At 36.7% G+C, this 13,460-nt stretch carries 9 protein-coding genes; 4 read left to right on the top strand and 5 right to left on the bottom strand.

The features are described 5' to 3' along the window. Positions 1–130: 130 nt before the first annotated feature. From BKK50_RS07790 to BKK50_RS07780, 3 genes are read left to right on the top strand one after another with little or no spacing between them, the layout of a single operon-like run. Entirely contained in the window at positions 131–1,807 is a 1,677-nt protein-coding gene (locus tag BKK50_RS07790; protein ID WP_077416943.1) for a class I SAM-dependent DNA methyltransferase, read from the top strand. Further along, the gene (locus BKK50_RS07785) at positions 1,800–3,188 is read left to right on the top strand and encodes a restriction endonuclease subunit S (protein ID WP_077416941.1); all 1,389 of its coding nucleotides are present in this window, start codon (positions 1,800–1,802) and stop codon (positions 3,186–3,188) included. Before BKK50_RS07790 ends, BKK50_RS07785 begins: the two co-directional genes overlap by 8 nt. Position 3,189: 1 nt before the next feature. After that, on the top strand, positions 3,190–3,831 hold the full coding sequence (locus BKK50_RS07780) for a hypothetical protein (RefSeq protein ID WP_143529784.1): 642 nt from the start codon (positions 3,190–3,192) through the stop codon (positions 3,829–3,831). An 805-nt stretch (positions 3,832–4,636) separates the two neighbouring features. Here BKK50_RS07780 and BKK50_RS07775 read toward each other — a convergent pair. After that, positions 4,637–5,128: a transposase gene (locus BKK50_RS07775; RefSeq protein ID WP_077416936.1), complete on the bottom strand. Its 492-nt coding sequence runs from the start codon at positions 5,126–5,128 to the stop codon at positions 4,637–4,639. Between the two features lie 118 nt (positions 5,129–5,246). On the opposite strand from BKK50_RS07775, the gene BKK50_RS07770 reads away from it, so the two are divergent. After that, entirely contained in the window at positions 5,247–8,414 is a 3,168-nt protein-coding gene (locus BKK50_RS07770) for a type I restriction endonuclease subunit R (RefSeq protein WP_077416934.1), read from the top strand. 43 nt (positions 8,415–8,457) lie between these two features. Here the strand turns inward: BKK50_RS07770 and BKK50_RS07765 are convergent, their stop codons facing one another. The 4 genes from BKK50_RS07765 to BKK50_RS07750 are packed head-to-tail and all read right to left on the bottom strand — an operon-like array spanning position 8,458 to position 13,447. Then, the gene (locus tag BKK50_RS07765; RefSeq protein ID WP_077416932.1) at positions 8,458–10,056 is read right to left on the bottom strand and encodes a xylulokinase; all 1,599 of its coding nucleotides are present in this window, start codon (positions 10,054–10,056) and stop codon (positions 8,458–8,460) included. A 14-nt stretch (positions 10,057–10,070) separates the two neighbouring features. Continuing rightward, complete coding sequence (locus tag BKK50_RS07760) at positions 10,071–11,012, bottom strand: ABC transporter permease (protein ID WP_077416930.1); 942 nt, start codon at positions 11,010–11,012, stop codon at positions 10,071–10,073. 10 nt (positions 11,013–11,022) lie between these two features. Then, positions 11,023–11,973 (bottom strand): ABC transporter permease, encoded by a 951-nt coding sequence (locus tag BKK50_RS07755; RefSeq protein WP_077416928.1) that lies wholly within the window; start codon positions 11,971–11,973, stop codon positions 11,023–11,025. Beyond that, positions 11,957–13,447, bottom strand: a complete 1,491-nt coding sequence (locus tag BKK50_RS07750) for a sugar ABC transporter ATP-binding protein (RefSeq protein WP_077416926.1) — start codon at positions 13,445–13,447, stop codon at positions 11,957–11,959. The genes BKK50_RS07755 and BKK50_RS07750 overlap by 17 nt, the downstream gene beginning before the upstream one ends. Between the last annotated feature and the right edge of the window lie 13 nt (positions 13,448–13,460).

Below are 13,460 nucleotides of genomic sequence, written 5' to 3'. Positions count from 1 at the left end.
CCTACAAGATAACAAAAAACAACGTTGTGCAACTGCTGTATAATACCGAAACACCGAGAAAAATTTTCTATAAAATAACCGCACTTTTTTCAAAAATATCAACATTTTCACTTTACAAAGGATAAATTTTATGCAGAAGCCAGAAGCCAGAAGCCACCAAGATTGTGTCAATGAAACGCAAACACAGCAAGCCTTTCTTAATGATTTAGATGAAAAACTTTGGTCTGCCGCAGACCGTCTCCGCCAACAACTTGATGCCGCCAATTATAAACACATTGTTTTAGGCTTAATTTTCTTAAAATACATCTCCGATAGTTTCACCGCCCAGCAAGAAAAAATCCGTGCGGAACTCACCGATTCCGAAAATCCCCTTTATCTTGACCGCACTTTTTACGATTCGGAAGAAGACTATCAAGAAGCCCTCAGCGCCGAATTAGAAAATCGTGATTACTATATTGCCGATAATATCTTCTGGGTGCCCCCTTCCGCACGTTGGCAAGCCTTACAAGCTGTCGCCCTTTTTAATACCGGCACAGAATTACCTTGGGGTGGCAAATTCGCCGGTGTCGCCCGTTTAATTGACGATGCTTTTGAGACAATCGAAAAAGACAACGCCAAACTCAAAGGCGTATTGCAACGCATTAGTGGCTATGGGGTGAATGAAGATACCCTACGGGGCTTAATTAATCTTTTTTCCGACACCAATTTTACTCAACCTACTTACAACGGCACACCGATTCATTTAGGGGCAAAAGACATTCTCGGGCACGTTTATGAATATTTCCTCGGACGATTCGCCCAAGCAGAGGGCAAACGGGGCGGACAATATTTCACCCCGAAATCTATCGTTTCTCTCATTGTTGAAATGCTTGAACCTTATTCAGGGCGGGTTTACGACCCTGCAATGGGCAGTGGCGGCTTTTTCGTGCAAACGGAACGCTTTATCACCGCCCACCAAGGCAATATCAACCAAGTGTCTATCTACGGGCAAGAATTTAACCCCACCACATGGAAACTTGCGGCGATGAATATGGCGATCCGTGGCATTGCTTACGATTTCGGCAAACACAATGCAGACAGTTTCGCTCAACCGCAACATCTCGATAAAAAAATGGATTTTATTATGGCGAACCCACCTTTCAACGTGAGCGACTGGTGGAGTGAAAGCCTTGCCGATGATCCACGCTGGGCATACGGCATACCGCCGAGAGGCAACGCCAATTTTGCGTGGTTGCAGCATATGATCTATCACCTCTCGCCAAAAGGCAGAATGGCAATGGTTCTGGCAAACGGCTCAATGAGTAGCCAAACCAATAACGAGGGCGAAATCCGCAAAGCCATTGTGCAAGCTGACCTTATCGAGGCAATGGTCGCCTTGCCAGGGCAACTTTTCACCAACACCCAAATTCCCGCTTGCATCTGGTTGTTAAACCGCAACAAAGCCCGCAAAGGTGAAGTGCTATTTATTGACGCCAGCCAAATCGGCTATATGAAAGATCGGGTATTGCGTGATTTCACCCTTGAAGACATCGCCAAAATCGCCAACACCTTCCACGCTTGGCAAAAATCACAAGGCTATGAAGATCAACCTGCCTTCTGCAAATCCGCCAGTTTAGCAGAGATTGAAGCTAACGATTTCGTCCTCACCCCCGGACGATATGTCGGCACCGCTGAAATTGAAGATGACGGCATACCTTTTGCAGAAAAAATGCAAAATCTGACCGCTCTTTTAAATGAACAATTTAAACAAAGTGCGGAATTGGAAGCGGAGATTAAGAAAAATTTGGGAGGATTGGGGTATGAGTGATTGGAAAATGATGAAATTATCAGAAGTTGCCACCATTGTTGGTGGAGGTACACCTTCTTCTTCAAAAACAGAATATTTTGAAAATGGAGAAATAGCTTGGATTACACCAAAAGACTTATCAGGATACAACAAAAGATATATATCAAAAGGTGAGCGTAATATAACAGAATTAGGTTTAAAAAATAGTAGTGCAAAATTATTACCTAAAGATACTGTGTTATTAACAAGCCGAGCACCGATTGGTTATGTTGCTATTGCTAGTAATGAAATATCAACAAATCAGGGATTTAAAAGTTTAATTTTAAATGAAGGTCATATTCCAGAATTCTTTTATTATTTATTAAAAAATAATGTGTATCTCTTGGAAAGTAGAGCAATAGGAAGTACATTTAAAGAAATTTCAGGGCAAATTTTAAAAGATACAGAATTAAACATTCCAGATTTTGATACCCAACAAAAAATAGTTGATATTCTTTCTCCATTAGACGAAAAAATAGAACTCAATACCCAAATCAACCAAACCCTCGAACAAATCGCCCAAGCAATTTTTAAAAGCTGGTTTGTGGATTTTGACCCCGTGCGTGCCAAAGCTAATGCCCTTGCACAAGGCAAAACCCAAGCAGAAGCCGAACTTGCAGCTCAGCAAATCATCAGCGGAAAAACACCGGAAGAATTAACCGCACTTTCCCAAACCCACCCCGATCAATACGCAGAATTGGCAGAAATTGCCAAAGCCTTTCCGAGTGAGTTTGAGGAGATTGATGGGTTTGGGGAAGTGCCGAGGGGGTGGGAGGTTAAAAGGATTGATGAAATTGCGACTGTTATCAAAGGTAAGTCTTACAAAAGTAGTGAGCTTGCAGAATCAACAACCGCATTAGTTACCTTAAAATCATTTAACCGAGGTGGCGGATACCGTTTAGATGGATTGAAAGAGTACATAGGAAAATACAAATATGAACAAGAAGTTTTTTCTGGTGAACTGATTATTGCTTATACCGATGTAACCCAAGCAGCAGATGTAATCGGTAAACCTGCAATGGTAATGTCGGATTCTCGTTATGAACATTTAGTAATTTCTCTCGATGTTGGTGTGGTTAGACCGTTTGATGATGTCTATAAATATTTCCTTTACTGCCTAGCAATGACTGATTCATTTCAAGCACATACAAAATCATTTTGTACAGGTACAACCGTTCTACATTTAGGAAAAGATGCTGTACCAAGTTTTGAATTTGTAAATCCAAATTATGAATTATTAAAGGTATTTTGGAAACAAACATCACCTATTTTTGAAAAAATTAATTTAAATATAGAAGAAAATAAATCTCTTGAAAAAAGCAGAGATTTGTTGTTGCCTAGATTGTTGAATGGGGAAATTTAAAATGGATGCTTATAAAATCTATCATTTCTTAGACAAAATAGCTTTTAATTTAAAAGAAGCAGATGCTGCTTTTAGATTTTATTGTAGTCTTTTAAAAATGAGAAAATCAAACATGAGACTAAAATATTATAACAATTATATATATTCTTTTCATCATGCCACAAACTTAAGTTTATTTGATTTTATAAATAACGCAATTAAAATCACTGAAAAATCAGAAGTAAAAAATATTGAAAGCCATCCTATTAGCTTTCCTTTATTAAGGCATTATTTATTTGAAAAAGGAACTAAAAAGCAACAAATAATCATAAACAAAATAGGAGTTAAGATGATCGAAATAAAAAATAAAATATCTGACGTAAGAAATAAAATTATTGCACACTCAGATCAAAATGTAGATGATAAAATAATTATAAGTAAGGCTAATAGAAGAGATATAAGATATTTATTAGATTTATCAATGAGATTATTAAATATTTATTTAGTCATATATAAATCAAACATACCTCCTTACTTCTTTGATGATGGAATAGATAAAGAATTACTAGATATTTATTTCAAGTTAAAAAATGATAATGATAGAACAAAGAGAAGATTTGAAAATATTAGCATTATAAAAAATATTAACATTGACATACCTTAACAGCAGGGTAATATTCATACATAGAATATTATTAAATAACATAAAAACACTTTACAGTGATATTTTCACGCATGAATTTATACGGACACACGCAGTGTGTCCCTACTGGATATCTGGGGTATGAAATAGATTTTGGTTAATTAAATATTGATATTATGAAACATAAAAAACATTAAATAATGTGATTGGTAGGGACACACTGCGTGTGTCCGACATGTATCCGAAATCAAATTCTAACCGAAATAAAATAAACACGAATAAATTAAATATTGGCATTATCAAAAAAACATTAATTGATGTCATTGACACGGACACACTGCGTATGTCCGACACGTGTCCGAAATCAAATTTTAACCCAAATAAAAATAAACACGAATAAATTAAATATTGGCATTATCAAAAAACAAAACATTAACTGATGTGATTGACACGGACACACGCAGTGTGTCCCTAGTGGATATCGTGGGATATGAAATAGATTTTGATTAATTAAATATTGATATTATAAAACATAAAAAATATCAAATAATGTGATTGGTAGGGACACACTGCGTGTGTCCGACACGTGTCCGAAATCAAATTTTAACCCAAATAAAAATAAACACGAATAAATTAAATATTGGCATTATCAAAAAACAAAACATTAACTGATGTCATTGACACGGACACACGCAGTGTGTCCCTACCGGATATGTGGGATATGAAATAGATTTTGGCTAATTAAATATTGATATTATAAAACATAAAAAATATCAAATAATGTGATTGGTAGGGACACACTGCGTGTGTCCGTATTTGATAGGTTTTAATAAAAACAATCTATTTTCCAATTTATAACATTGTTTTCAATGTAATGATAAATATGCGTAAATGCTTTTTCCGTTCTGATAATATGTTCGTGATAACGAGGTTGCCATTGAAATGGTATTTGGTTTTTAATTGCAAAAGAGGTTAAAGAGGCTTTAATACCACGAACAATTGAGGCTAAATTTTTACATTGCCCATAACCGAAACAATGCTGATGTTGATTTATATGGCTATTTATAATAATGATTAAATGAAAATGATTAGGCATGATAGTATAAATTGGTATTTCAATAAATTGATCTGCTCTTAAATTTATTGTGTTTTGAATAATTTTTTGTAATTCCATTCCCAGTGATGATAAATACATTTTTTGATTTTTTATTTCACCAAAATAATGAATTTTATCTTGGGTACAAACAGTGACAAAGTAACAACCATTTTGATAACTATCCCATTTTACGCGAATGGTTTTCCGTTTTGGTTTATTCATATTTTATTTCTAGGCTCAACATAATATAAAGAAGTCATAACTTAATTAAAAATAAAGATTTTTTAAATCGCTGAATATAAGGTTTACGATCAAGATCGCAAAATTTGAGGAACAATTTATGCTCAACGAAAACGACATCGAACAACTCACCCTCTCCCGCCTACAAAACCTCGGCTGGGAATATCGCTTTGGTAAAAATTTACCGGTTTCCGAAGGGAAATTTTTCCGTGGAGATTTAGACGGGGTGGTATTTGTGGAAATACTCAGACAAGCAGTGAAAAAACTGAATCCCCAATTGCCTGAAAGTGCGGTTGATTTTGTGGTGAAATTTGTCGCCAAAGGCGATATTGGCGAATTGGTCGGGCGAAATCAGGCGTTTTATAAAATGCTACGAGATGGCGTGAAGGTGGAATATCAACAAAACGGTGAGCAGAAATTTGATGTGGCACGTTTGGTGGATTTTGAACATTGGGAAAATAACCGCTTTGTCATGGTGAATCAACTGGAAATTCGCAGCCGTAAAGGGGGCAAGCGGATTCCCGATATTATCGGTTTTGTTAATGGCTTACCGTTGGTGGTGTTTGAGTTGAAAAATCCCCTGCGGGAATCGGCAGATTTACTGCAAGCCTTTAATCAGTTGCAAACCTACAAAGATGAAATTGCTGATCTTTTTGTTTATAACCAAGCCTTGATTATTAGTGATGGACTGAATGCTCGATTAGGATCGCTGTCAGCGGATTTTCAACGCTTTACGCCTTGGAAAGTGGTGGATGAAAAAAACCAAAGCCAGCGGTTGGATTTTGGAGATGAATTGCAAAATCTGCTCAATGGCTTACTCTCGCCACAAAAATTATTGGATTGTATGCGTTATTTTGTGTTGTTTGAACGGGCTTCTAATGGGGCGTTAATCAAGAAAATTGCCGCTTATCATCAATATTACGGGGTTAATGAGGCGGTGGACTCTACCCTTTTCGCCACCAGTGAACAAGGCGATAAACGCATTGGGGTGATGTGGCACACGCAAGGTTCGGGCAAATCCATTTCTATGTTGTTTTATGCGGGCAAACTACTCTCCCAACCTGAATTGAAAAACCCGACAATTTTGGTGGTAACGGATCGTAATGATTTAGATGGGCAACTTTTCCAAACCTTTAGTAACGGTAAAGATTTAATTAAACAAACACCACAACAGGTGGAAGATCGGGAAGCCCTTCGTCAATTATTAAGCGAACGTGAATCCGGCGGGGTGTTTTTTACCACCATTCAAAAATTTGGCTTAGAGGAAACGGAAAGCCAATTCCCTGTATTGAACACTCGTTCTAATATTATCGTGATAAGCGATGAGGCACACCGCAGCCAATACGGTTTAACCCAAAAATTACACAACGGCAAATATCAAGCAGGCTACGCCCGCCATTTACGGGATGCTCTGCCCAACGCCTCTTTTATCGGCTTTACAGGAACGCCCATTAGCCTTGAAGATAAAGATACACAGGAAGTGTTTGGACGATATGTTTCCATTTATGATTTGCAAGATGCGGTGGAAGACGGGGCAACGGTGCCGATTAGTTATGAGGCAAGACAAATTCAGCTTGCAGAGAAAACCGATCACGAGGCGTTATTTGGTGAAATTAATGAATTGTTAGAAAACGAAGACCATCCCAAATTACGGCTTCGAGAAAAATTATTAGGTTCCGAAGCCCGATTGCGAGATCTTGCTGGGGATTTTGTTAGCCATTTTACCAAACGTAATGAACAGCAGGACGGCAAAGCAATGATTGTGGTTTCCAGCCGTCAAATCTGTGTGGATTTATACAATCAAATTACCGCACTTCGTCCTGAATGGCATTCTGATGATATCAATCAAGGCACAATAAAAATTGTGATGACCGGTTCTGCGTCAGATGCCCCTGAAATGCAAAAGCATGTTTACAGCAAACAAGAAAAGCAAACCTTAGAACGCCGTTTTAAAGATCCGAATGATCCGTTAAAAATCGTGATTGTGCGTGATATGTGGCTAACCGGGTTTGATGCACCTTGTTGTAATACCATGTATCTCGACAAACCGATGCAGGGGCATAATTTAATGCAAGCTATTGCTCGTGTAAATCGGGTATTTGCCAATAAAAGCCGGGAAAACGGTGGGCTGATTGTGGATTATGTGGGGTTGGCAGAAGAATTAAAAGAGGCAACAAAGCAATATACCAATTCCAATGGAAAAGGGAAAGTGACGGAAAACGTGCAAGACGTGTTCTTTAAAATGAAAGAACAGTTAGAGCGTATCCGCGCTTTTTTTGCCACTCAAATTAATGGGAAGGCTTTTGATGTTCAATCTGCTATCGGTGAAAGCGATCCTTCACGCTTACTTAAAGCCATTGCTCTTGCGGCAAACCATATCAACTCCCTTGATCAACAACCTGATGATAACAAAGTTCATCATCAGCAATGGAAAAATTCAGACGATCCAGAGCCACGCCAAAAAGCCTTTTTAAAAACCGTCAGTAGCTTGAAAAAAGGCTATGCCCTCTGTGGTGCATTAAAAGAGGCAGAACCCTATAATCAAGAAATTGCATTTTATGATGCGGTGCGTGCGGTGCTATCCAAACGTGAACAAAAAGGCAGCGGCACGCAAGAACGGCTTATTCAACTTAAAGCCTTAATCAACCAAAGTATTGTTTCAGAAGGCACGATTGATTTGTTTGAATTGCTTGGTAAAGAACAAACACAAATTAATTTGCTTTCTGATGAGTTTTTGCAGGCGATAAAAAATAGCGAAACCAAAAGCCTTTGGGTTTTGGCAATGGAACGCTACTTGAAGCAAGAAATCAAAGCCAAAGCTGGGCGAAACCTTGCTGCACAGAAAGACTTTGAACAACGTTTGCAAGAAGCCTTAAATCAATATCACAACCACAATCTCACAGTGGTTGAAATTCTCGATGCCCTCGTGCAAATGGGACGGGATTTCTCTGAGCGTTTGGGGCGTGGAGAAAAACTCGGTTTAAGCGTTGCCGAATTGGCATTTTATGATGCCCTTTCTCAAAACGGGAGTGCAAGGGAATTAATGCAAGATGAAACCCTTTCAGCATTGGCGAAAGAGATCACCGATATTCTACGAAAATCCGTCAGCATTGACTGGCAGCATAAAGAAGCTGTACGGGCAAGAATTCGACTGCTTGTTCGCCGAGCGTTGCAAAAATATAAATATCCCCCGGATAAAGCAGAAGAGGCCATCACCTTCGTCCTACAACAAGCCGAAGAAATTGCCGATGAATTAACGACAAAATAGAAAAAGGGGCGAAAATTGCCCCTTTTAAGCGGAATAACTATTTCTATCCAATAAAATCTTGATTTATCGCAGTTTGAACAATTGGAATACCTTGTTTATAACAGTCAATAAATTGTTGATATCCTTCTGTAATTTGTTTTTCCGGATAAACGACACTGATTTCCACTTGATTAAAAATATCAGTGTCCAAATAATCTTCTAAAGAAGAAGTTTCTGACCGACTTAAAAAATTCGCCAATAAAGCGATACCCCAAGCACCACCATTAGAGGCGGTTTCCATTGTTGCAAGTGGAATATTTAATGCAGAAGCCAATATCTGTTGAGCAACATTTTCCGTTTTAAAAATACCACCATGCCCAAGGATGCGAGTGATCGTGACCTTTTCTTGCTGTAATAAAATATCCATACCTAATTTCATTGCACCAAATGCAGTATATAAATGCACCCTCATAAAATTGGCTAAATTAAATTTAGCATTAGTTGGATGCAAAAATAACGGACAACCTTTTTCCAGCCCCACATTATGTTCTCCAGAATAAAAGCCGTAGGATAATAATCCACCACAATCGGTATCTCCCTGTAAGGCGTGGAGAAATAGCGTTTCATATAATTCTTCAGTACAGATTTTAATTCCAAATGCTTGTAAACATTCTCCCAGTAAACTAACCCAGGCATTAATATCTGTCGTACAATTTTGTGCATGAGCCATTGCTACTAATTTTCCTGCCGGTGTGGTAACAATATCTAATTCACCATAGACCCTTGATAAGGCTTTTTCCAATACAATCATAGCAAAGGCTGATGTGCCTGCTGAAATATTCCCTGTTTTTTCTTTAATACAGTTAGTTGCCACCATCCCCGTTCCTGCGTCCCCCTCAGGTGGACAAAATGGAATATCTGCCTGTAGAGCCCCAGTAGGATCCAACAATTTTGCCCCAAGTGCGGTCAATTTTCCTGCTGTTTTTCCGGCAATTTGGACTTGTGGTAACACATCTTCAATATGCCAATCATAATTTTTATCTTCAATGAGTTGGTTAAATTGGCTCAACATTGTTTTGTTATAATCTGAAATTTCCGTGTCAATAGGAAACATACCTGAAGCATCACCAATACCAAGATATTTTTCTCCTGTTAATCGCCAATGAATATAACCGGATAACGTAGTTAAGTAAGCGAGTTTTTCAAGGTGAGGTTCTTCGTTTAAAATAGCTTGATACAGATGAGCAATACTCCACCGTTGTGGAATAGGATATTGAAATAAATTCGTTAATTTTTGGGCTGCTGTAAACGTGATATTATTTCGCCAGGTTCGAAATGGAACCAGCTGATTCCCCTCTCTATCAAAAGGTAAATAACCATGCATCATTGCACTAAGACCTATAGCTTTGGCTGTTTTTATTACTGTCCGATATTTTTCTTTAACCGTCATTTGTAAATTTTCAAAGGCAGACTGTAATGTCGCCCAAATTTCTTCTTGATGGTAAGTCCAAATATTATTAATTAAATGATTTTCCCAATCTGCTCCACCAGTGGCTAAAATACGCCCAACCTGATCAATTAATACCGCTTTGACACGGGTTGATCCCAACTCTATACCGATCACGACAGAACCTGTATCAATTAATGTTTTCTCATTTTGCATTTGTTATCCCTACTTTATTTAAATAAACGATACTTTTGTAAGAAAATAAATAAAATAAGTAAAGCGCCCCATAATATCATTGTGATATAACTGCTTACTCCTAACATATTCAAACCACTTTCTATTACTTGTAATAAAACTAAAGCAATCAAAATTCCAACTAACTTACCTTTTCCACCATCAGGATTTACACCTCCCAACACAGATGCCAAAATTGAAATTAATAAATATGAATCACCATAGGATGCTTTAGCAGAATTTAATTTTGACATCATCAATACAGCTGCAAAAATACAAAGAACAGCTGAAATAACATAAACAATCATAATAATTTTCTGAGTATTAATACCTGAATAAAATGTTGCCCTTTCATTATTACCAATGAAATAAATTGATTTACCAATTGTTGTTTTCTCGAGAAAAAACCAAACAATCAGTGCTAAAAATAAAAATATAATCAAAGGAAGAGGAATTAAGAAAAATGTTGTAGAGCTAATAGATAAAAAACTTGCTGGAAAATTAGCGATAGTTGAACCATCTGTCATCAAAATATTTAACCCATTAATTAAAGTCATCGTTCCTAGCGTTGCCAGAATAGGAGATACTCGAATAAGAGAAATTAACACTCCATTAAGCACACCAATAATAAAAGCGCATAATACACTTAACAACAATCCAACCAATAGATAACTAGCACTATCTTGCTTAGTCAAAAAATAAGCAATAATTAATGCACAAGCATTCATTGTTGCAATAATTGATAGGTTAATACCGCTTGTTAGCATTGGAATAGCCATCGCTAAAGTTAAAATACCCAACACCGCAATTTGTGAAGCGATTGATTGAAAGTTAGCGATAGACCAAAATATATCTGGAATTAAAATACTAAATATTGAGATAGCAATAACGAATAATAGAAAGAGATATTTGATAGTATTATCTGATTGTAATTTCATTCTCTTCTCCTTATTTTTTTCTTTGTGTCAATGCTGTGACACTTACACTTAAAATGATAATGCCACCGGTAATAACGGTCTGCCAATAGGAAGAAATATTTAATAGATTTAACCCATTTTGAATAACGGCTAACAAAATAACGCCCATCATTGTTCCTGATAGCGTCCCTTTTCCTCCCGATAAACTTGCACCTCCTAATACAACAGCTGCTAATACGGTTAACTCATAACCAAGTAATGAATCCGGTGCAACTGATTGTACCGTATAAGATTGTACAACACCTGCAAGACCAGCCATTAATCCCATATAACCATAAACAACCAAATATAAATAAAGCAAATTGAATCCCATTCTAGAAGTCGCTTCTTTATTTCCGCCTAGAGCATAAATTTTACGACCTAGCGTTAATTTATTTGTTATTACAGCTGTCAGTAATATTGCAAATATGGCAACAAGAATTTGAAAAGATAATCCGTATTCAAATCCATCTGAAGTGGTTTGTTTAAATAATATAAGCTCTTGTTGAAACCACTCTGGAAAATCATATAACCAAATACCCTTAGTAATATATAACAATCCGCCATAAAAAATATTAAGTGTCGAAATAGTAATAATAATGGAAGGTACATTTAATTTATGAACAATAACACCATTAATCAATCCCAATAAAATACCGACTGTACTAGCAGTAATAAAAACACCAAACAATCCAATATCATATTGTTGGATTAAACTTATCATTATATATTGAGCAATAATAGTCATTGCTGGAAATGAAATATCAATCCCACCTGAGATAAGCACAACAAATAAACCACAGGCCAATATCATTAATATGGCGTAATTATTTATGACATCATAAACGTTTTCAATGGAAAGAAAATCTTGGGTAAATAGGCTTAGTAATGTACATAAGATTAATAATGTAATAAACAAAATTTTATTATGCGGATTTTTCATAAACTAATTCCTCAATATCTTGTTCGGTACAATTTGACGGCATAAATTCAGCGATAATTTCCCCTTTTCTCATCACCAATACACGATGACTATAATAATAGGCTTCTTCTATTTCATCTGTCACAAAAATAACACTCATACCTTGCTCAGCAAGGGATTGAATAATTTGAAAAATCCCTTCTTTATTAGCAAAGTCTACGCCAATAGTAGGTGAGTCTAAAATAATCACTTTAGGATTAATCGCCAACCACTTGGCAATAGAAACTCGCTGAGCATTACCGCCTGATAATGTATTAACCGGGAGGTCAGGATCAGATACTTTAATCTTTAATGATTGAATAAGTTGATGCGTATATTGACGGGCTTTATGTGCTTGAATAATACCAAAAGGATTAGCAATGCGTTTAAATATGGTTGAAATAATATTATGATGAATGGATTCCTGCATAATCAGCCCTATGTTCATTCGATCTTCCGAAACATAAACAATCCCTTTTGCAATTGCCTCACGGTTATTGTTAATTTTTGTTGGTTCGCCGTTTAAATAATATTCTCCACTCGTTGGCTGTGTGATACCGAATAAACTCAGACACAGTTCCGTTCTACCGGCGCCTAACAATCCGACTAGAGATACGATTTCCCCCTTTTTAACGGAAAAATGAATATTCTGATATTGATCAGGCAAGGTCAAATTTTTTACCTCAAGTACGGTTTGAGATTGTGAAAACTCCGGTAAATTTAACCGCACTTTATTAATTTCGACGCCGCTCATAAGAAAAGCCAAACGTTTTTCATTCATCTCTTTAATCGGATATTTACCAACCATATTACCGTCTTTCAGAACCAATATGCTGTCAGATACCGTCATCACTTCTTTTAATCGATGACTGACAAAAATAATACTAATTCCTTTACTCTTTAGCTTAATCACTACATCAAGTAGATGATTGACTTCTTTTGCCGTTAATGAAGCTGTTGGCTCATCCATAATTAATAATTTGGCGTTTTGCGCTAATGCTCGACAAATCGCGACCAATTGCTGTCTGGCAATAGGTAAATTTTCAACAATGTCATCTAAATTCAAATCCGCATTAATGCTATCAATTGCCTGTTGGGCGATTTCTCGTATTTTTTGCGAATTTACCCACCCCAGTTGTCGATAAGCATTCATTGCGATATTCTCTGCCACACTCAAGTTAGGAAAAAGCGATAAGTCTTGATAGATAACTTGAATACCTTTGTTAATGGATTCTTCCGGCGTTAATTTATTATATTGACTTGCTCCAATCTGGATTTCCGCTCCCTGATCCGGTTGATAGACTCCCGACAAAATCTTGATTAATGTTGATTTCCCACAGCCGTTTTGTCCGGCTAAACAAAGTGCTTCGCCATAATTTAATGATAATTCAATCTCATTTAAGGCTTTTACACCATTAAAAGTTTTATTAATATTACGCATTGAAATAAAAGACATACAATCTCCTTTG

It is taken from the genome of Rodentibacter rarus (assembly GCF_001998965.1).
Classification (GTDB): Bacteria; Pseudomonadota; Gammaproteobacteria; order Enterobacterales; family Pasteurellaceae; genus Rodentibacter; species Rodentibacter rarus.
The sequence above is the reverse complement of the archived record's forward strand: the minus strand, read 5'-3'. Positions and strand labels throughout refer to the sequence as shown.